The organism is Herbiconiux sp., from assembly GCF_023264895.1.
Classification (GTDB): domain Bacteria; phylum Actinomycetota; class Actinomycetes; order Actinomycetales; family Microbacteriaceae; genus Herbiconiux.
The window spans coordinates 1-20,065 of the sequence record NZ_JAHFUY010000083.1; the positions used below are offsets into that span (position 1 = coordinate 1).

General features: G+C 72.2%; 17 protein-coding genes. 7 read left to right on the plus strand and 10 right to left on the minus strand.

The features are described 5' to 3' along the window. The 4 genes from Q0D57_RS14765 to Q0D57_RS14780 all read right to left on the minus strand — a co-directional run. The coding region (locus Q0D57_RS14765; protein WP_291045398.1) for an Ig-like domain-containing protein at window positions 1–4,014 on the minus strand (4,014 nt) is incomplete at its 3' end. Next, window positions 4,011–5,606: a serine/threonine-protein kinase gene (locus Q0D57_RS14770; protein ID WP_291045400.1), complete on the minus strand. Its 1,596-nt coding sequence runs from the start codon at window positions 5,604–5,606 to the stop codon at window positions 4,011–4,013. The genes Q0D57_RS14770 and Q0D57_RS14765, both read right to left, overlap by 4 nt. 6 nt (window positions 5,607–5,612) lie before the next feature. Beyond that, the gene (locus tag Q0D57_RS14775; RefSeq protein ID WP_291045403.1) at window positions 5,613–6,410 is read right to left on the minus strand and encodes a protein phosphatase 2C domain-containing protein; all 798 of its coding nucleotides are present in this window, start codon (window positions 6,408–6,410) and stop codon (window positions 5,613–5,615) included. 31 nt (window positions 6,411–6,441) lie between these two features. Further along, window positions 6,442–7,461 (minus strand): FHA domain-containing protein, encoded by a 1,020-nt coding sequence (locus Q0D57_RS14780; protein WP_291045405.1) that lies wholly within the window; start codon window positions 7,459–7,461, stop codon window positions 6,442–6,444. 119 nt (window positions 7,462–7,580) lie between these two features. Between Q0D57_RS14780 and Q0D57_RS14785 the strand changes: the two genes are divergently transcribed. Genes Q0D57_RS14785 through Q0D57_RS14795 form a run of 3 tightly spaced genes read left to right on the plus strand, consistent with a single transcriptional unit; the run spans window position 7,581 to window position 10,893 of the window. Next, the gene (locus Q0D57_RS14785) at window positions 7,581–8,051 is read left to right on the plus strand and encodes an Lrp/AsnC family transcriptional regulator (protein ID WP_259528512.1); all 471 of its coding nucleotides are present in this window, start codon (window positions 7,581–7,583) and stop codon (window positions 8,049–8,051) included. Further along, window positions 8,048–9,472: an aspartate aminotransferase family protein gene (locus Q0D57_RS14790; RefSeq protein WP_291045407.1), complete on the plus strand. Its 1,425-nt coding sequence runs from the start codon at window positions 8,048–8,050 to the stop codon at window positions 9,470–9,472. Before Q0D57_RS14785 ends, Q0D57_RS14790 begins: the two co-directional genes overlap by 4 nt. A 14-nt stretch (window positions 9,473–9,486) precedes the next feature. Continuing rightward, window positions 9,487–10,893 (plus strand): FAD-binding oxidoreductase, encoded by a 1,407-nt coding sequence (locus tag Q0D57_RS14795; protein ID WP_291045409.1) that lies wholly within the window; start codon window positions 9,487–9,489, stop codon window positions 10,891–10,893. A 95-nt stretch (window positions 10,894–10,988) separates the two neighbouring features. Here the strand turns inward: Q0D57_RS14795 and Q0D57_RS14800 are convergent, their stop codons facing one another. From Q0D57_RS14800 to Q0D57_RS14810, 3 genes are all read right to left on the minus strand, one after another. After that, the gene (locus Q0D57_RS14800) at window positions 10,989–12,071 is read right to left on the minus strand and encodes a DUF4192 family protein (RefSeq protein ID WP_291045412.1); all 1,083 of its coding nucleotides are present in this window, start codon (window positions 12,069–12,071) and stop codon (window positions 10,989–10,991) included. Window positions 12,072–12,271: 200 nt separating this feature from the next. After that, window positions 12,272–12,826, minus strand: coding sequence for a YceI family protein (locus Q0D57_RS14805; protein ID WP_291045416.1), 555 nt, complete (start codon window positions 12,824–12,826; stop codon window positions 12,272–12,274). A gap of 106 nt (window positions 12,827–12,932) precedes the next feature. After that, window positions 12,933–13,430, minus strand: a complete 498-nt coding sequence (locus Q0D57_RS14810) for a hypothetical protein (protein WP_291045418.1) — start codon at window positions 13,428–13,430, stop codon at window positions 12,933–12,935. A gap of 82 nt (window positions 13,431–13,512) precedes the next feature. Here Q0D57_RS14810 and Q0D57_RS14815 point away from each other — a divergent pair, with 82 nt between their 5' ends. Next, a complete protein-coding gene (locus Q0D57_RS14815; RefSeq protein WP_291045420.1) occupies window positions 13,513–14,667 on the plus strand; it encodes a hypothetical protein in 1,155 nt (384 codons plus the stop codon). 39 nt (window positions 14,668–14,706) lie between these two features. Here the strand turns inward: Q0D57_RS14815 and Q0D57_RS14820 are convergent, their stop codons facing one another. Together Q0D57_RS14820 and Q0D57_RS14825 are read right to left on the minus strand one after the other, a co-directional pair. Next, complete coding sequence (locus Q0D57_RS14820; RefSeq protein WP_291045422.1) at window positions 14,707–15,696, minus strand: DNA-3-methyladenine glycosylase 2 family protein; 990 nt, start codon at window positions 15,694–15,696, stop codon at window positions 14,707–14,709. A gap of 13 nt (window positions 15,697–15,709) precedes the next feature. Next, window positions 15,710–16,744, minus strand: a complete 1,035-nt coding sequence (locus tag Q0D57_RS14825; RefSeq protein WP_291045424.1) for an NUDIX hydrolase — start codon at window positions 16,742–16,744, stop codon at window positions 15,710–15,712. Window positions 16,745–16,777: 33 nt separating this feature from the next. Here Q0D57_RS14825 and folP point away from each other — a divergent pair, with 33 nt between their 5' ends. From folP to Q0D57_RS14840, 3 genes are read left to right on the plus strand one after another with little or no spacing between them, the layout of a single operon-like run. After that, the gene (folP, locus tag Q0D57_RS14830) at window positions 16,778–17,665 is read left to right on the plus strand and encodes a dihydropteroate synthase (RefSeq protein ID WP_291045426.1); all 888 of its coding nucleotides are present in this window, start codon (window positions 16,778–16,780) and stop codon (window positions 17,663–17,665) included. Continuing rightward, complete coding sequence (locus tag Q0D57_RS14835) at window positions 17,658–18,509, plus strand: pyrimidine reductase family protein (RefSeq protein ID WP_291045428.1); 852 nt, start codon at window positions 17,658–17,660, stop codon at window positions 18,507–18,509. The genes folP and Q0D57_RS14835 overlap by 8 nt, the downstream gene beginning before the upstream one ends. Beyond that, window positions 18,506–19,021 carry a GNAT family N-acetyltransferase gene (locus Q0D57_RS14840; protein ID WP_291045431.1) on the plus strand — a complete coding sequence of 172 codons (516 nt, stop codon included), beginning with the start codon at window positions 18,506–18,508 and terminating at the stop codon, window positions 19,019–19,021. Before Q0D57_RS14835 ends, Q0D57_RS14840 begins: the two co-directional genes overlap by 4 nt. A 167-nt stretch (window positions 19,022–19,188) precedes the next feature. On the opposite strand, the gene Q0D57_RS14845 is transcribed toward Q0D57_RS14840, so the two are convergent. Then, window positions 19,189–20,065, minus strand: an 877-nt coding sequence (locus Q0D57_RS14845; protein ID WP_291045433.1) for a DUF3516 domain-containing protein, incomplete at its 5' end; no start/stop codon positions are given.

Genomic DNA, 20,065 nt, shown 5'->3' on the forward strand with positions numbered 1-20,065 from the left:
ATCGGCGGTGATGGTGAGCTGCTGGCCGAGGAGCACCGTGCCGAAGCCCGCTGCACGCGGTTCGAGCAGCTGGAAGGCGAGGGCACCGGCCCCGGGGGTCGACGTGGTGAGCTTCGCGAGGTCGACCACGCGCCGGGCTCCCGGCTCGAGCTCGAGCACGGCCCCCTCGAAGACGGGCGGCTGGTTCTCGCGCGGAGTGACCGTGATGGGCAGCACGAGCGTGGCCGTGCGCGCGTCGGGCCCCGTGCCGTCGGCCACCTCGAACGAGATCGAGGCCGGACCGAAGTAGCCCTCGGCGCTGCGGAAGACGAGGGTGCCGGAACCCGAGGTGAGGGCTCCGCCGTCGGCGTGGGTCGCGCGCACCGAGTTGAGGTCGGCGATCACGACGTCGCTCCCCGCGACGGCCACGACCTGCTCGGCGAGCGGGATGCGCAGGGTGCGCCCCGACTCGACGCTCAACCGGGGTGCGCCCTCGCGGAGCTGCGGCAGTGCGTCGTCCTGACCCGGCACCCAGATGAACCCCGAGGAGCGCACGTTCGGGTCGTCGGGATGGGCGAGGGTGAAGGGGATGACCTGGCGCTCCGGTCGCACCGAGACCCGCACCTCCCCGTCGACGACCTGGGCCGCGCGGGCGTAGGCCGGGAGCACGGAGAGCCAGAGCTGGCCCGCTCCGCCCTCGGCGAAGAAGACGTTCTCCCGCACGTCGACATCGACGGTGTCGGAGTCGAGGATGTCGCTCAGCGAGAGCACGGTGTCGCTCACGAGCGGCCGCGCGAGCGGGGCGTCGGCGCGCACGTCGACGGTGGCGAAGCTCGACCCCGTGCCGCCTCGCTCGTTCGTGACCGTGTAGAGGAACCCGTAGCGGCCGGGCTCGGCCGGGGTCTCGACCGAGAGCATGCCGCCCTCGACCACGGTCGCGACGGCGGCGGGGCCGGTGCCGTCGCCGAGCGGCTCGACGGCGGTCACGGTGAGGGCGGAGCCGTCTGGATCGGAGTCGTTCTCGAGCACGCGCACGAGCACCGACTTGCCGGGCCGCACGAGCACCTCGTCGGGCGCGGCGACCGGGTTCCGCGCCCCCTCCAGGCGCGCGCCGACGCCCACCCGGACGGTGCCGGTGGCCCGTGCTCCGAGACGGTCGACCACGGTGTAGCCGAAGGTGTCGGTGCCCGTGGAGTAGTCGCCGGCCGTGTAGTCGATCCAGTCGCTGCCGCTCTCGGCCACGGCTCCCTTCTCGGGCACCGAGTCGATGCCGACGAACTGCACGGAGTCGCCGTCGGGGTCGATCCCCGCGACCGGGACCGGGATGCGCACGGTCTCGCCCGCGACGACCCTGGCCGTGACGAGGGGAGGGACGGGCGCGGCGTTCACGGTGGGATCCGCCTCGCGCACGCTCATGGTCACGGTGGCCGTCGACCACTGGCCGTCGGGGGCGTCGACGCGGTACTCGGCCGTGAAGTCACCGGGTGTCGAGGGCGCCAGGTAGCGCAGCACGGTGCCGGAGGTGAAGAGCAGCCCGGCGTCGGCGGCGAGCGGGCGCACGAGGTCGGGGCTGAGGCTCAGGGCGTCGCCGTCGGGCTGGGAGTCGTTGGCGAGCACGGGGATGTCGACGACGTCGCCCACCCGCACCGACGCGGAGTCGGCGGTCGCGACGGGCGGCTGACGCACAGCGGGCTCGGGGATCTCGACGACGCTGACCGAGCCGGATGCCTCGGCGAGACCGTTGGTGACGCCGTACGCCACCGAGAGGGTGCCGGTCTCGAGCGGCTGCGTGAGGGTGATGCGGAGGAGCCGCTGCTCGATCACCTCCACCCGGAGGCCGTCGGCTCCGGGTGCGGCGCCGGCGCCGGCTCCGGCAGCGGCGCCCGTGACCATGAGCACGCCTCCGGCCGGGTCGAAGTCGCTCGCCAGCACGTCGACGTCGACGCTCGAGTTCTGGCGGGCGAAGGCGGCGTGGGGCACGGTGACCGGGCGCGTGCTGGCATCCGGCGGCAGCTCGGCGATCACCCGGATGACACCGGAGGCCGTCTTCGAGCCGTCCGACACGGCGTAGTCGATGAGCCCTTCCCCCACCGTGCCGGCGGTGATCCGGAGCGTGCCGCCGGCGTAGTCGGGCGCGAGGCCGTAGCCCTCATGAGCGGGCACGCCGGAGAGCCGGAGTCCGCTGCCGCCGCCCGTGACATGGGCGAGCGGGTCGACCTCGAGCTCCTGCCCCACGTGCACGAACGCCACGAAGCCCTCGGCCTCGAGCGGCACGTCGGCGGCCTCGTGCACTCCCACCACGACGGTGCCCGCCGTCGAGGAGACACCGTCGCTCACCGTGACCGAGACCTCCTTCTGACCGGTGCCCTGACCGGAGTCGGTGAAGGTGAGCACGCCTTCGGGCGTGAACGAGACGGCATCGGGCGAGGCCGTGCCCGCCTGCAGGAGGTAGAAGGCGTCGCCGTCCGGATCGAACCAGTCGGAGCGGATGTCCACCTCGCCCCGGCCGCCGAGCGCCACGTCGAGCCTCGGTGTGGTGCTCTGCACGGGAGCGGAGTTCTCGGCGTCGGCCCGCACCTGCACGCGCACGGTCGCCTCGTCGGTGCCGCCTCGGCCGTCGGAGATCGTGTAGGCGAAGGCGACCTCGCCCGAGGCCTCCGGCGGCAGCGTGATCTGCAGCTGCTGGGAGTCGGCGATGGCGTCGACGGTCCAGCCGGCATCCGGAGCCACGACCGTGCCGTCGATGACCACCACGTCGCCGTTGGGGTCGTAGTCGTTCAGCAGCACCGGGAGCACCGTCGTGCGGCCGGGGCGGGCACCGAGCTCGTCGTCGCCGGCCACGGGCGGGCGCTGGGAGGGGTCGGTCTCGACGGGCTCGTCGGTGACCACGTCGTCGGACTGCTCGTCGGCCGGGGTGTCGGGCAGGAGCTCCTCCCACCCGTCGATGAGGGCGTTCTGACGCGTGACGTCCCATGCGCGGCCCGTCACGTGGTCGGAGAGCAGGACGCCGCCGGATCCGTCGGTGCGGAACACCAGCTCGTCACCGCTCGCCGAGGCCTCGCGGGTGGACTCGACGCCGGTGGCCGCCCGGTCGCACCTCGCCCACGATCGCCCGTCGGTCCACGCCGCGTACCAGCAGCCGTCGACCTGCACAGGTGCCACACTCGTGCCGGAGTGCCCCTCGGAGCGGGTGCTCACGATGCCGTCGGCCAGGGACACCTCGAGCAGGGCCCCTCCCGTGGCGAGCAGCACGGATGCCGCCGCGGAGGAGGGCCGCTGCAGCCACACGCTGTCGTCGGCACCCACGCTCGCCGAGAGGTCGATGTCGCCCTCGCGCGTGAACAGGCGCCGCTCGTCGTGGTCGTAGACCACCCACCGGTCGCCCACCGCGGTGAGCGAGAGGCGGTCTCCGGGCTCCGCGTCGATCGCCTCGCCGGTGGGGGTTCCGGATGCCGGGTCCGTCAGCGTGAACACCGAGCCGGTCGCCGACGACACGGCGACCAGGCTCCCCGTGCTGCTGAGCAGCGCGCTCCCGCCCGCGCCGAGCGTGAGATCAGGGGGCGACTGGGGATCGAAGGCCGCGAGCGCGGCGGGGTCGGCCACCCACACGTCGCCCGACGTGGTCGAGGAGAGCAGGGCGACCTCATCGCCGAGCTCCACCCTCGCGTCGCCGACGGGAAGGGAGAACGTGTCGGAGACCTCGGCGTTCGCCGTGTCCACGAGCCGCGCCTCGCCGCCCCCCAGGTCGCTCACCACGACGGTCTGGCCCCGCTGCGCCACGTCGAGCGAGCCCGACTCCATGCGCACGGCGGCGTTCAGCAGCCCCACCTGCGGGTTGGCCCGGCCCGCGGCCTGGTGCAGATCGCTCGTCAGCCACACGGCGGCGTCGTCGAGCTCCACCTTCTGCGCCGTGTAGCCGGTCGAGACGAAGGCGGTGGTGGCGACGACCGCCACGAGTGCGGCGCTCGAGACGAGGGTGGTGACGAGGGAACGGCGGCCGCGCAGCCAGGCTCCCGCACCGGAGCGCGAGATCATCCGAGCGCTGCGCATTTCTCCGAGCTGGCCTCGCCCGTGGTGCCCGAGCGCACCACCGCGACCGTGATGCAGACCGAGGAGCCGCCCGTGGGGAACGCTGCGAACTCGCGCCCGCGCTGCATCGAGTCGGCTCCGCCCTCGGTGCTCACGAGGTAGCCGTCACCCTGCTCGAGCCCGGGATCGTCCCAGCTGAAGAGGATGCGTCCGCCCGTCGTGACCGCCGTGATCTCACCGACGCGCGGGATGGACCCGTCGGACTGACCGAGGGCGAACAGCGTGATGCCGGCGCCGGCGAGCAGGGCGGCACCCGCCACGACCGCCGTGACGACGATGGTGCGCCGACGACCGGATTGCGGGCCACCGACACCGCGGCGGCCGCCGGCGGCCGCGGCGCGTGACGTGGTGCCCACGGCGGCGCGGGCGCCGTTCACGCGCGTGCGGTCGGAGGATTCGAGCGCCGTGCGGGAGAAGGCCCCGGACCCGGTGGAGCGCCCGGGATGGCCGGAAGCCGAGCCGTCGGAGTGGCCGGGCCCGGAAGCCGCACCCGACCCCCCGGGGCGGCGCGCGCGGCGTGCCCGGCGCGTGACCGCCGCGCCGCTCCCGGCCGACCCTGCCGCCGTAGACGCCGCACCGGAGCGGCCGGAGTGACCGGAATGGCCGGAATGGCCGGAGTACAGGACGGTGCGCTCGTCGTCGTCGCGCGCGTAACCGCTCGCCCATTCCGCCATCGCGATGTCGGCCGAGGTCTGCCCGAGCCCCAGCTCGGTCTCGACCGCCTGCAGCTCGCGCAGGAGCTCGAGCGCCGAGGCCGGCCGCTCGCGGGGCTTCTTCGACAGGGCGCCGGCGAGCACCCGCTCCAGCGAGGCCGGCACGTCGTCGCGCCCGATCGGCGGGAGACGGGACTTCACGATGCGCCGCGCCAGGTCGCCCGGCGCCGACTTCGTGCCCGGCTCCTCGAACGGGGAACGACCGGCGAGGAGTGAGTAGAGGGTGGCCGCGAGCGCCCACACCTCCGACGCCACGGTGCCCTGCGTCTCCTCCGCCACCACCTCCGGCGCCGACCAGGGAATCGACAGGCCGACCGCCTGCGCGGCCGCCGATCCGCGTGTCGTCGACGAGATGCCGAAGTCCGAGAGCACGGGGGCGCCGTAGGCCGTGAGCAGGATGTTGGAGGGCTTCACGTCACGGTGCAGGATGCCCTGCTGGTGCGCGGTGTGGAGGGCTCCCCCGATCTTGACGCCGATGCGGAGCACCTCGGCCACGGGGAGCGGCTGCCGCCTATAGCTCTGGCCGAGCGAGGAGGAGCACAGCTCCATGACGAGGTAGGGCCGGCCGTCGGAGGAGACGCCTGCCTCGTAGACCGTGAGGATGGACGGGTGCGCGCTGAGGGTGGCCATGAGATCGGCCTCGACCTGGAACATGCGCCGCACCTGGTCGTTGACGACCTCGGGCAGCATGACCTTGACCGCCACCTGACGGCGCGGCATGTTCTGCTCGAACAGGAAGACGTCGGCGAACCCGCCCGCACCGAGCACCCGCACCGGGGTGAAACCCGGGAGCGGCGGCGGTGCCGAGGGGAGACGTCTGGCCATCCCGCCTCAGTTCCGGCCGGCGCCGTCGTCGGTCTCGACGTCGAGCACGACGACCGTCACGTTGTCGCGCCCACCGTTCGCGAGCGCTGCGGTGACGAGCTCCCGGGCGGCGGCCTCGGCGCCGGGCGTGGTGGAGAGGTAGTGCCGGATGCCGAAGTCGGTGAGCTCCTTGGTGAGACCGTCGGAGCAGACGAGGATGCGCTGGCCCGCGACCACGGGGATGGTCGAGTAGTCGGGGATGGGCTTCTCGTGGAAGCCGACCGCCCGCGTGATGACGTTGCTGTCGGGGTGGTGCTCGGCCTGCTCGCGGCTGAGCAGCCCGGCGTCGATAAGCTCCTGCACCACCGAGTGGTCGATGGTGAGCTGCTGGAGCTCTCCGTCGTGATAGAGGTAGACGCGCGAGTCGCCGATGTTGAACACCAGCCACGCGAGGTCGTCGTCGACTTCGGCGAGCGCCACTCCCGTGACGGTGGTTCCGGTGCCGAGCACCGACTCGTCTCCCACCTTGTCGATGTCGGTGAGCGCTTTCGCGAGGGCCTCCTCGAGCGCATCGGCGTCGGTGACGGCCTCGGCGATCTCGCCGAGGCGCTCGACCACGGCCGCGCTCGCCACGTCTCCCGCCGAGTGCCCGCCCATGCCGTCAGCGACCGCGAAGACCGGCACGTCCGAGATCGAGCTGTCCTCGTTGCCCGCCCGCTTGTTGCCCGTGTCGCTGAGCGCGGCCCAGGACAGCGTGACGCGACGGGGATGCGCCCCCTCGCGCGTCACGCTCACGCGCGCGCTCGTTCGACCGATCTGGGTCACGTGACCAACTCCTGACAGCTTTCCGGGAATCCTAAGCGGTGATCCCGGTCTTTCCCCGGTCTCGCGACGAGATGTGGATAACGTTTCCGTCGCCGATTTCGACGATAGCCGACCCGCTCGCCACGAACGAATCTCCCTGCCGCAGCCGCACCGGCGCCGAGCCCTGCGGACGCACGACGGTGCCGTTGGTGGAGCGGAGATCCGTGATCACGACCGTGCGGCCGCTGAGGGCGATCTCGACGTGGTTGGACGACACCTTCTGCGTGGGCGACTCGACCGTGAGGAGGTGCTGCGGGAGGGCCGTCGGCGCTCGTCGCTCGCGGGGCCGGCGGCCGATCACGAGCGAGCCGGTGAGCTCGACGGGGGCTGCTCCGTTGAGGCGGAGGGAGTAGGTGGGGGCGGCCGCGGCATCGGGCGCCGGCGGCGCGTCGGGCACGGGCGCGTCGTCAGGCACGGTTGCGGGAGCGGATTCCGGTGCGGGTGCGCGCACGACGGTGTCATCGTCGTATTGGTCATGGTCGTGGTGGGGCTGTGACTCCCCCGCTGCGGCAGCGGGGTTCGACAGCAGCCGCTCGGGATCGGCGACCCAGAGCACGCGCGAGACGTGCACGGCACCGCTCTCGAGCGGTCGGGCATCCGCCGTCAGGTGCGGCGCCGACTCGGGCACCGGGGGCAGTTCGCCGAGCGTCACTCCCACCACGTCGGTGAACTCGGCGAGCGCCCACGGCTCGGCCCCGCGTGATCCGAAGCGACGGGCGCCGCCGATCGAGAGCAGGTCGGCCGCGGCCGCACCCCTCACGACCCCCGTGACCCGCTGGATCCGCGCGTCGCCGGGCTCCTCGAACCGCAGCACGGCGAAGGAGGCCACGGCCTCGGCACCGCGCACGGGGACGGCCGAGACGATGGACTCGATCGCGGGAGCGCCGTCGAGAGCAGAGCGGATGCGCGTAGCCAGGTCGGGCGGCACGGCGGCGGGCACGAGCACGAGAGCGGGCCACTCCGCCAGGAGGAGCCACTCCCCTTCCCCCGCCACGACGCGCAGTGCACCCATGACGACACGCTATCGTGACCGGATGCCCGCCTCGAGCGAGTGCTGTTTTCAGCACTCCATAGGCTCGCAGGCTACGGATTCGCTTGCCGATGGCCGTTTCGCATGACAGGATCGGAGCCATGAGCAGCAGCAAGTCACGCCCTCCCGGACTCGACGACACGTCGAAGGCGATCATCGAGCAGCTGCAGGACGACGGTCGCCGCTCGTACGCCGAGATCGGGAAGGCCGTCGGGCTGAGCGAGGCCGCCGTGCGGCAGCGCGTGCAGAAGCTCACCGACGCGGGGGTGATGCAGATCGTCGCCGTGACGGATCCGCTGCAGCTCGGCTTCTACCGGCAGGCGATGATCGGCCTCAAGGTGGCGGGTGACACCCGTCTCGTGGCCGACGCGCTCGCCCGGATGCCCGCGGTCGACTACGTGGTGCTCACGGCCGGCACCTTCGACATCCTCGCCGAAGTCGTCTGCGAAGACGACGACGACCTCATCGCCCTCCTCAACTCCGAGATCCGGAAGCTCGAGGGCGTGCTCGCCACCGAAACATTCGTCTATTTGAAGCTGCACAAGCAGCTCTACAACTGGGGTACACGATGACAACCACCGAACAGCCCGTCTCCTCCTCCTCCCAGGCTCGGGCGAGCCGCACCGAGGCCGAACTGCAGGCGATGGCCAAGGACCACCTCTGGATGCACTTCTCCCGCCAGTCCGTGATGGAGTCCGGGGCCGGCGTCCCCATCATCACCAAGGGCGAGGGTCACCACATCTGGGACTCCACGGGCAAGAAGTACATCGACGGCCTCTCCGGACTGTTCGTGGTGAACGCCGGCCACGGCCGCCGCCGCCTGGCCGAGGTGGCCGCGAAGCAGGCCGAGGAGCTCGCCTTCTTCCCGATCTGGTCGTACGCCCACCCCTCCGCCATCGAGCTCGCCGACCGGCTCGCCGATCTCGCCCCTGGCGACCTCAACCGCGTGTTCTTCTCCACCGGAGGCGGCGAGGCGGTAGAGACCGCCTTCAAACTGGCCAAGTACTACTGGAAGCTGCAGGGCCGGCCCACCAAGCACAAGGTGATCTCGCGTGCCGTGGCCTACCACGGCACTCCCCAGGGCGCTCTCGCCATCACCGGCATCCCCGCCATGAAGGAGATGTTCGAGCCCGTCACCCCCGGCGGCTTCCGGGTGCCCAACACGAACTACTACCGCGCCAAGGAGATGGGCTTCGAGGGCACCGAGGAGGCCTTCGGCCTGTGGGCCGCCAACCGGATCGAGGAGATGATCCAGTTCGAGGGGCCCGAGACCGTCGCCGCCGTGTTCCTCGAGCCCGTGCAGAACTCCGGCGGCTGCTTCCCGCCGCCTCCCGGCTACTTCCAGCGCGTGCGCGAGATCTGCGACCAGTACGACGTGCTGCTCGTGAGCGACGAGGTCATCTGCGCGTTCGGCCGCATCGGCAACTACTTCGCCTGCGACACCTACGGCTTCGAGCCCGACATGATCACCTGCGCCAAGGCGATGACGAGCGGCTACTCCCCGATCGGCGCCACGATCGTGAACGAGCGCGTCTACGAGCCGTTCAAGCACGGTCAGACCGCGTTTTACCACGGCTACACCTTCGCCGGTCACCCGGTGTCGGCCGCCGTGGCCCTCGAGAACCTCGACATCTTCGAGGAGGAGGGCCTGAACGCCCACGTGCGGGAGAACTCCCCCCTGTTCCGTCAGACGCTCGAGAAGCTGACCGACCTCCCCATCGTCGGCGACGTGCGCGGCGACGGCTACTTCTTCGGCATCGAGCTCGTGAAGGACAAGGCCACCCGCGAGACCTTCGACGACGACGAGTCCGAGCGCCTGCTGCGCGGCTTCCTCTCGAAGGCGCTCTTCGACGCCGGTCTCTACTGCCGCGCCGACGACCGGGGCGACCCCGTCATCCAGCTCGCTCCCCCGCTCACGATCGGTGCGAGCGAGTTCGACGAGATCGAGCAGATCCTCCGCGGAGTGCTCTCCGAGGCCTGGACGAGGCTCTAGGGGCCTCGCACGCCATGAGCGAGCATCGCGACATCTCCTTCTGGTTCGACTCCCTCGTGCGCTCCGGCGCCGACGACCTCGCGCCGCGGCCGCCTCTCACGGGCGACGTGAGCACGGGAGTCTGCATCGTCGGCGGCGGACTGACCGGGCTGTGGACGGCCTACTACCTCAAGAAGGCCGATCCGACGCTCTCGATCACCGTGCTGGAGAAGCACATCGCCGGGCACGGCGCCTCGGGCCGGAACGGTGGCTGGTGCTCGGCGCTGTTCCCCAAGTCGACCTCCGGGCTCCGCCGCCTCTACGGCGACGACGCCGCGCGCGACCTCCGCCTGGCGATGATCGCCACCGTCGACGAGGTGGGGCGGGTGACCGCCGAGGAGGGCATCGACTGCGACTTCGTGAAGGGCGGCACCCTCACGTTCGCCCGGGACACCGTGCAGCGCGCGGCCGCCGTGGACGAGGTCGACGCGGCGCGGGCCTTCGGCGTCGACCCGCTCGAGCTCGTGACGCCCTCGACGCACGACGACGCGAGAGCGAGGGCCCTCGCCGCCACGTCGTCGCTCGCGGCGGGCTTCGACCCCTCGTGCGCCAGGCTGCACCCGGCGAAGCTCGTGCGGGGGCTCGCCCGCGTGGTGGAGGCGCTCGGCGTCGTCATCGCCGAGCAGACGGAGGCCGTGGAGTGGGCACCGCATCAGGTGCTCTACAGCGGCGCCGGCGGTGAAGGGCTCGTCGAGTGCGACCAGGTCGTGCTCGCACTCGAGGGCTACGGCGCGCGACTGCCCGGCATCGGCCGGCGCATCATGCCGCTCTACTCGCTCATGATCGCCACCGAGCCGCTGTCGGCGGAGGTGTGGGACGAGCTCGGGATCGAGCACGGCACGACGTTCTCCGACTACCGGCACCTGCTCGTCTACGGCCAGCGCACCGCCGACGACCGGATCGCCTTCGGCGGCCGCGGCGCCCGCTACCACTGGGGCTCCTCGATCACACCGGGTCACGACCGTGAGGAGCGCGTGTTCACGCACCTCGAGCGCACCCTCTTCGATCTCTTCCCCGCGGCACGCGGCACGGCCGTCACCCACCGCTGGGGCGGACCGCTCGGCGTTCCGCGCGACTGGCACGCGACCGCGAGCTACAACCCGCGCACGCAGGTGGCCTACGCCGGCGGCTACGTGGGCGACGGTCTCAGCACCACCAACCTCGCCGGCCGCACCCTGGCCGATCTCATCACGGGACGGAGCACCGCCCTCACCCGACTGCCCTGGGTGAACCACCTCTCGCCGAAGTGGGAGCCGGAACCGCTGCGCTTCGTAGGAGCCAACCTCGGCCTCGTGGGCACGAGCGCCGCAGACGTGGAGGAGTCGGTCACCGGCCGACGCTCGATCACGGCACGCCTGCTCGCACCTCTCACCGGTCACTGAGGCACGCGCGACGGCCGGGAATTCGCTGACGGCTGCGGCGGCTGCGGCGGCGTCTGCGGCTGTGGCTGTGGCTGTGGCTGTGACGGCGGTCGCGCTCATCGCGAGCCGCACCAGTCGGGCAGGCGGCCGGAGTCGACCAACCGCCGGAACAGCCGAGCCAGCACGTAGTCGGGCTCGACCGCCGCGCACGCGTCGAGATAGCCCGCGGCCGCCGATCCACGCCCGCGGCTCCACTCCAGCCAGGCGAGCAGCACGAGCGGCGGCGGCGCGAGCGAGGCCGGCGCCGCCTCGACCACGCGGCGCAGCACGTCGATCGAGCGCCGCACCCGAGCCTCGTCGGGCCCCTCGGCACCGCGACCGATGAAGGTGGCCAGCACCGTCGGCTGCTCGGCGCGCACAGAGCTGGGTGACGGAGGACGAGGCGACTCGAGACTCTCGGCCAGCATGCGGTACGCGGCATCCGGACCCCACGCGGCCAGCATGAGCACGCAGTCCCGGGTGAGCTTGTGGCGGAGCGACCAGGCGAGGCGGATGGCCGCGGGATCGGACTCGACCGCGGCATCGTCGGCGAAGGCCGCCGACCACGACTCGAGGTCGCTCAGCAGGTCGCGCTCCGGATCGTGCGGCTCCTCGTCGGCGAGCACCGCCAGGGCCGCCGCCTGACGGGCGGGGGCGGCGGTGGGGACCGGCACGAAGCGGCCGTGATGCGGATCGGCGTCGATCGGCGGCGCCTCCGGTCCGGGTGAGGGCAGTGCCATCCACCGGAGCTCGCGCCCCTGGCTGCGATCGACGGCGGGGAGAGCGGCCCAGTGGCTGCTCGTGACCAGGCAGGCCTCGTGCGCCACCCGGCCCGCGAGCACGAGCCGCGCGGTCACCGTCTCGACCGCCCGCCTGGCCACAGGGCCCTCCCCGTAGCCGACGATGTCGAATCCGGTGGCCGCCGTCATGCGGCCCACCATCTCCTCGACCGCGTGCGCGAGCGCGTCGAGCAGCTCCTCCCCGGGGAGGTCGTGCAGCCGCGGGAGGTCGACACGCAGGACCGCGAACGACCTCCGCCTTCGGCGGACGCGCAGAGCGATCGAATCGGACGGGCGGTAGCCGAGCACCGTCTCGATGTCTCGGAGGAGGGCGGGCAGCGCGACGGTGCGCACTCGGGGTGGGGCTGTGATCGTGGTCATGCGCCCAGTGTCGCGAGGGCGGACACGGGTGCGGACGCGGTCCGGCCGATCTGTGGAGACCGACCCGGCGCATCCGGCCTGTGGAGGAGAAGGCGGCCGACCCATGGCATCGGACCCCGCCGCAGACACGGAAGACGCCGGCCGGGAAGGACCCGGCCGGCGTCTGCACGGCACGACGAAGGGGCCGGAGCCCCCATCAACTACGGCTGGAGGACAGCCTGCACGTCGAGCGTGATGGTGACCTTGTCGCCCACGAGCACGCCGCCGGTCTCGAGCGCGGCGTTCCAGTTCACGCCGAAGTCGTTGCGGTCGATCTCGGTCTTGGCCTCGAAGCCGGCCTTGAAGTTGCCGTAGGCGTCGGTGCCGAAGCCGCCGAACTCGAAGTCGAAGGTGACGGGCTTGGTGACGCCCTTGATGGTGAGGTCGCCGTCGACCTTGAAGTCGCCGCCCTCGTTGCGGACGCCCGTGGAGACGAAGGTGATCTCGGGGAACTCGGGGGCGTTGAAGAAGTCGTTCGTGGCGAGGTGGCCGTCGCGGTTCTTGTCGTTGGTGTTGACCGAGGCGACGTCGGCCTTGGCGGTGACCTTGGTGTCGAGCGGGTTCTCGCCGGTCACGAAGGTGGCGTCGAAGGTCTCGAACTTGCCCTTGACCTTGCTGATGAGCATGTGGCGCACGCTGAAGCCGACCTCGGAGTGCGAGGGGTCGATGGTCCAGGTGCCGGCCTTGTAACCGGGGATCTCGATGGTGTCGGTCATGATGTCTCTCTTCGTTCAGGAGCAGTCGGGGCAGGACGAGGAATCGCCCCACGGTCAATACAAATGCATCGACCGGTCCGATTATTCCGGACGGAGATGAATTCCGTCACCGCAGGATCTCGACCATCAACACCCAGGCGTTCAGCATCGACGTGATCACGATCACGACGAAGCCCGCCGCGACGTAGGCGAGCCCGTCGGTCGAGCCCAGAGCCACGATCACTCCCCCGACCGCGATCCACACCAGCTGGGTGAGCAGCAGCACCGCGTTGAGGAGCTTGGCGGGCAGCGGCGCACCCTGCTGCGCGCGGAAGAGGGCCCGGACCGCCGGGATCTGGAAGCACGTTCCCGCCACGGCGAACGCGATGAGCTGCAGGCCGAGGGCGAGGGCGGACTGCCCCGGGATGAGGATGACGAGCGCGGCGACGACGATCACGACGACCGCGGCGATCGTGGCCCCCGCGCGTGCCGGGAGGCCGGGGAGCGTGATGATCTCCTTGATGTTGACCGAGATGGCCACCATGATCAGGCCGGCGAGTGCGGCGGCAGCCCCCGCGGCAGCGACGGCGAAGTCGTGCCAGCCCTCCAGCTCCAGTGCATTCATGGCCACATGCTAGCCAGTCCGGAGCGGGACGCGCGCGGCCGCCTCTTCACAACTTTCACTTTCGTCACATACCCTGGAAGCCATGAGGAAGCGTCCGGCGCACGGCTGGAGCGTGGTGGCCCTCGTCGCCGCGCTCGTCATCACGCCCTCGATCTCGGCTGCCGGGGCCGGCGGCACGGCTGTCCCGGCCGTCGACTACCCCAGCTGGGACGAGGTCAATGCGGCCAAGAACAACGAGGCCGCCAAGCAGGCAGAGGTCGACAACATCCGGGGACTCCTCGCCGACCTGCAGACCCGGTCGGCCGAGCTCGAGAAGATCGCCTTCGATCGTGGCCAGGAGTACCAGGAGGCCAGCTACGCGGCCCAGGTGGCCGCCGAGTACGCCGGAACCGTGCAGGCGCATGCCGACTCCGCGAGCCAGCGTGCCGCGACGGCCAACACCCAGGTGGGGCTCCTCGCCGCCCAGCTCTACCGGAGCGGCGGCGACCACACGATGAACCTCCTGCTCGACCAGGAGGACTCCGACTCCCTGCTCTACCGCCTCGGCGCCATGTCGAAGCTCACCGAGCAGACCGCAGGCATCCGGAACGCCGCCGTCGCCGCCCAGAACACCGCGGATGCGCTCACCGACCAGGCGACGAAGGCCACGACCGAGCGCCAGCGCCTCGAGCAGGAGGCCGCCGACCGCAAGGCGGAGGCCGAGCAGCTGCAGGCCGACGCCGTCGCCCAGATCGCCGAGACCGAGACCCGCACCGCCCAGCTCACCGCGCAGCTGGCCTCCCTCGACGCCGCCGCGGCCGCCCTCGAGCAGGAGTACCAGAAGGGCAAGGAGGAGGAGGATCGCCGCCGCGCCGCCGAGGCCGCCGCCGCGGCCGAGGACGACGCTCCCTCCAGCACCTGGGTTCCCGGCAGCGGCGAGATCATGAGCCCCGACGAGGCCAAGGCCTACGCCCTGAGCATCATGCCCGAGTACGGCTGGGGCGGAGACCAGTACGACTGCCTCGTGCGACTCTGGATCGGCGAGTCCGGGTGGCGCGCCAACGCCTACAACGAGTCCAGCGGCGCCTACGGCATCCCGCAGTCGCTGCCGGCGTCGAAGATGGCCTCCGCGGGCCCCGACTACGTGACGAACGCGATGACACAGATCCGCTGGGGCCTCACCTACATCGTGAGCCGCTACGACACCCCGTGCGGCGCCCTGTCGTTCTGGAACTCGGAGAACCCGCACTGGTACTGATCCGGTGGCTGCACCGGATGGCCCTGCCTGCACTCACACTCAGTGCCGGCGGTGGTCCTGGATCGTCAGGCGCGGTCCGTGCCGAGGCGGCATGACTCCTGAGACGAGCACGAGCCGCACGATGCGCTGACGGTGCCCGGCCCACGGTTCGAGCAGCTCGGCGAGAGCATCGTCGTCGAGCTTCTCGCCCACCAGCGCCCAGCCCACGACCGACGCTAAGTGGTAGTCGCCGAAGCTCACTGCATCCGGGTCGCCGTGCGAGCGCTGGGCCGCCTCGGCCGCCGTCCACGGCCCGACCCCGCTCACGGTCTGCAGGAGGCGCCGGACCTCGGCACCCGGAAGTCGCGGCTCCACGTCGGCCGTGCGCTGCAGGCCCCGAGCGACGGATGCGACGCGCACGGCCGTGGCGGAGCGTCGCGGATCGACTCCAGCCCGGTGCCACTCCCAGGACGGGATGCGGCGCCAGCACTCGGCCGTGGGAGGGACCCGCAGACCGGCGGGAGCGGGGCCGGGAGCGGGCTCGCCGTGGGCCGTCACGAGGATGCGCCAGGCGCGGAAGGCCTCGGTCGAGGTGATCTTCTGCTCGATGACGGCGGGGATGAGCGCGTCGATCACGCGGCCCGTGCGGGTGAGCCGGAGGCCGGGATTGCGGCGGAGGGTCGTGCCGAGCAGCTCGTAGCCGCCGGGGCCGAAGGAGCTCGTGTCGAGGTCGCTCCAGTCGTCGTGCTCCCCGAGGAGGTCGGGCACCAGGTCGAGCGCGGCCTCGGCGCCGTCGCCCCAGGCGCGCACCCGCACGGCACCGAGGGAGCCGGGGCCCACGCGGGAGAAGTTCAGGGTGGCGGTCGTGGTGTCGGCCGTCGGCGGGCGAAGCGCCAGCCAGAGCCCGGAGTCGTCGATGCGCAGGCAGGGATCGCCCGGCCCTCGGCGGAGCGGCTGCAGGGTGGCCCGGAGGTCGAGCGGGCGCGGCGACTCGTGCACGCGCTCGAGCATCGCGGTGTGCGACAGCGCGGGGCGGGTGGCGGGGATCATCGTGCGACGAAGACTAGTCGTCGCCACGGACATCCTGCGCGGGCGGCTCGACGGCGGCGTCGAGGAGCGACAGCAGCCAGCCCGGCCCGCGCACCTCGGCGCCCTCTCGCTCCACGCGCGAGCGGAGCTCACGGTCGGCCGTCACCACGAGCACGCGGAATCCCTCGGCAACGGCGGAGGCCGCCTCCTCCACGATCGTGTCATCGCCCTCGCCGGCGGCCGCCGAGAGCTCCGCACCGACCGCGGGCAGCAGGAGGGAGTCTCCCGGCTGGAGCGGGGTGATTGCCCGAGCTCCCTTGGCCTGCCCCTCGAGCACCACGCGGATGGCCGGCCAGGAGCGGGTGCCCGGGCCCTCGGGCGTCGCTGCATCCGGCGCCGATCCCTCGGGCGTCGAGGCATCCGGCTTCGAGCCCTCCGGCGTCGAGCCCTCGAGCGTCCGAGGCTCGACTCCGGCGGCGGCGAGCGCCGTCACGCTGGCCAGAAGGCGCTCGGCCGCGCCGACGCGATCCTTCCACCAGCCGTCCGGCCGGGAGCCGACCACGTTCGCGGCGTCGACCACGATGCGCACGCGCTCGGCGAGACGCTCGCGCAGCACCGGCCACGCGGATCCGAAGCCGGGGTGAAGCGGAAGCGCCTCGACCTCGTCGACCGGCACCCAGCGGAGCTCGAGGCTCTCGGCGTCGCCGATGCGCGGGGTGAAGGCGCGGAGCGTGCGGGCGACGACCGTGACGTACGACCAGTAGCCGAGATCGAGCGTGGAGGTGAAGGCGAGACCGAGTGCGTCGGCGGGAACCCCGGCCTCCTCGCCCGCCTCCCGGAGCGCGCCGTCGATGGCCGATTCGCCCTCGTGCCTGGCCCCGCCCGGGAGGCCCCAGGTGCCGCCGAAATGGCTCCATTCGGCGCGATGCTGCAGCAGGATGCCGGCCTCCGGGTCGTGCACGAGCAGTCCGGCGGCGCCGTAGCGGCCCCAGAACCGGCGGCCGTCGGGCCCCTCCACCCAGGCATCTCCGCTGTCGCGCGGCGGAAGGCGGGGCGGAACCACGGTCATGCCTCCAGCTTCTCATGCCTGCATGATGGAACGATGCAGATCGTGCACCCCCCGCTCGCCCATCCGGTCCGCCGGTTCGGGCAGCGCGAGATCGACTTCGGCCGCCGCATCGCGGTCATGGCGATCGTCAACCGCACCCCCGACTCGTTCTTCGACCAGGGCGCCACGTTCGCCCTCGACCGGGCGGTGGAGGCCGCGCTCACGGCCGCCGCCGATGGGGCGGACTGGGTCGACATCGGCGGGGCGAAGTTCGCCCCCGGCCCCGAGATCAGTGCCGACGAGGAGCTCGAGCGGGTGCTCCCAGTCGTGCGCGAGGTCGCCGCCGCGAGCGATGTCGCGATCTCCGTCGACACCTTCCGCGCCTCGGTGGCCGCCGCGTGCCTCGACGCGGGAGCGCACATCGTCAACGACACCACGGGGCTGAGCGACCCCGACCTCGCCGGCGTCGTCGCGGCATCCGGGGCCTCGCTCGTGATCACCCACAGCCTCGCCGCTCCCCGGCAGCCGCACCCGCGGCCCCACTACGACGACGTGGCCGGTGAGGTGCGGGCCTTCCTCGAGCAGCGCGTCGACGCCGCCGTGGCGGCGGGGATCCCGCCCGAGCGGCTCTTCGTCGACCCTGGCCACGACCTCAACAAGAGCACGGTGCAGAGCCTCGAGCTCACGAGGCGGATGGCCGAGATCACCTCGCTCGGACTGCCGACGCTCGCCGCGGTGTCGAACAAGGACTTCATCGGCGAGAGCCTCGGCGTTCCCAAGAGCGAGCGGCGGGAGGGCTCGATCGTGGCGGCGACGGTCTGCGCGATGCTCGGCGCGCGGGTCGTGCGCATGCACGACGTGCCGGCGGCGGTGGCCTCGATGCGCATGCTCGAGACCGTGCTGGGCTTCCGGGAGCCGGTCGAGGCGGTGCACAATGTCTGATTCCGCGTCCGGGCCTGTGTCCGAATCCGCGTCAGGGCCGGGTGCGGGCGATGCGGCGATCCGGATGCTCACCGCCGGCTCCGGAGAGCTCGATGACGACGCGCTGTGGCAGCTCTACGCCCCGACACCGCGCGACTCCCCCGTGCTGCGGGTGAACTTCGTGCAGAGCCTCGACGGGTCGGCCACCGTGCAGGGTCTCTCGGGCGGGCTCGGCGGGCCCGCCGACAAGCGCGTATTCGACACCCTGCGGGCCCTCGCCGACGTCGTGCTCGTGGGGGCGGGCACCGCGCGCTCGGAGGGCTACGGGGCGCTCACGGTGGCCCCGGAGCACCGAGCACGGCGCCGCGCGCTCGGACTCCCCGAGGATCCGGCGATGGCGCTCGTGAGCGGCCGCCTCGACCTCGATCCCGCGAGCGCCCTCTTCGCCGAGGCGCCCCGACGCCCTCTCGTCTTCACCACGAGTGGCGCGCCCGCGGATGCCCGGGGCCGGCTCGCCGAGGTCGCCGACGTCGTCGAGGCGGGCACCGGGCGCGTCGACCCGGCGCTCGTGGTGCGGGAGCTGCACGCGCGGGGGCTCGCGCAGATCCTCTGCGAGGGTGGCCCGTCGTTCTTCGGGGACCTCATCGCGGCGGGGCTCGTCGACGAGCTGTGCCTGACGATCAGTCCTGTACTGGAAGGCGGGCACGGCCCGAGGATCGCGACGGCGCCGCGGACCGCCACCGACGGAAGTGCGACGGGTGGCAGCAGCATGCCGCTCGGCTTCGAGCTGGGGCACATCGCCTCGAGCGGCGGCCTGCTGCTCATGCGCTGGGTGCACCGCGACGGCGACGGGCGTCCGGCGTGACGGACGCGACCGGCGGGAACCTGATCGCTCCGTGGCCGGGGCCGCCGTGGGGCGGCGACTCCGCCGCCGCCTTCTCAGCACTGCTGACGGCCTATCACCTGCAGACCGAGCACGAGAAGGGGCAGGGGGTCGCGACCGCGGCCGACCTGCCCCGCCGCTACCGCGCGGAGATCGACGACCCGGCGAGCGCCTTCGCGCGCGACGTCGTGCTTCTCGCAGGCGACGGCGCCTCCGCCGCGCCCGTCGGCTGCGTGGTGCTCTCGGGGGCCGCGGAGGTGAAGCGGCTCTGGGTCGACCCGACGGCACGCGGGCAGGGGCTCGCGACCGCCCTCGTGCGCGCCGCCGTCGACGCCGCGGTGGTCAGGGGCTTCACCGCCGTGCGGCTCTCGGTGTGGGAGTGGCGCACGGGCGCCCTCGCGCTCTACGAGCGGCTCGGCTTCGAGGTGGTGGAGCCGTGGGACACCCGCCCCGGCCTCGTCTGCCTGCGCTGGGACGCACCCACCCCGCGCTGAGGATGCGCGGACTTCGCCAGTCCTGCCGCACATCGACGCGACATGGCCGTCGGTCGACGGCAGGTTTGGCGAAGTCCGCGCGGAGCGACGCCTCACAACCGCCGGTCGACGGCAGGTTTGGCGAAGTCCGCGCGGAGTGACGCGCCACGGCGAGGTGGGCCGCGCGGCTACAGCTGGTCGACCGCCAGCACCCGCACGACCGCGACGCCCGCCTCGTTCGAGGCGGCGAGGTCGATCTCGGCGGTGATGCCCCAGTCGTGGTCGCCCGCCGGGTCGTCGAAGATCTGCCGTGCCCGCCAGAGCCCCGCCCCCGCCACCTTCTCGTCCTCCTCGAGGATGAGCAGCGCGGCGCTCCGGGCATGCGGCCCGATGCCGACCGAGTCGTGCACGTCGTAGTAGTCATCCATCGCCGCCTGCCAGCGGTCGGCGCCGAAGCCCGCCGCGGCATCCAGCTCGCCGAGCTCGTCGAACGCGTCGCGCGCCGCGAGCGACACCCGACGGAACAGCTCGTTGCGCACGAGGATGCGGAACGCGCGCGGGTTCGAGGTGAGCAGTCGCGGAGCGGGAGGGACCACGGCCTGCTCGTCGTCGAGGGCCTCGAGCACGGCATCCGGGTTGATCAGCGCCTCCCACTCGTCGAGCACGCTCGAGTCGGTCTGCCGCACGAGCTCGCCGAGCCACTCGATGAGGTCGAGCAGGTCGTCGTTCTTCAGCTCGTCGGGCACCGTGGAGCGGAGGGTGCGGTAGGCGTCCGAGAGGTAGCGCAGCACGAGGCCCTCGGAGCGGGCGAGCTTGTAGAACGCGATGTACTCGCCGAACGACATCGCCCGCTCGTACATGTCGCGGATGACCGACTTCGGCGAGATGTCGAAGTCGCCGATCCACGGCTGCGAGGCGCGGTAGGTGTCGAAGGCCTCACCGAGGAGGCCCTCGAGGGGCTTCGGGTGCGTGACCTCCTCGAGCAGCTCCATGCGCTGCTCGTACTCGATCCCCTCGGCCTTCATCGCCTGCACCGCCTCGCCGCGCGCCACGAACTGCTGCGCC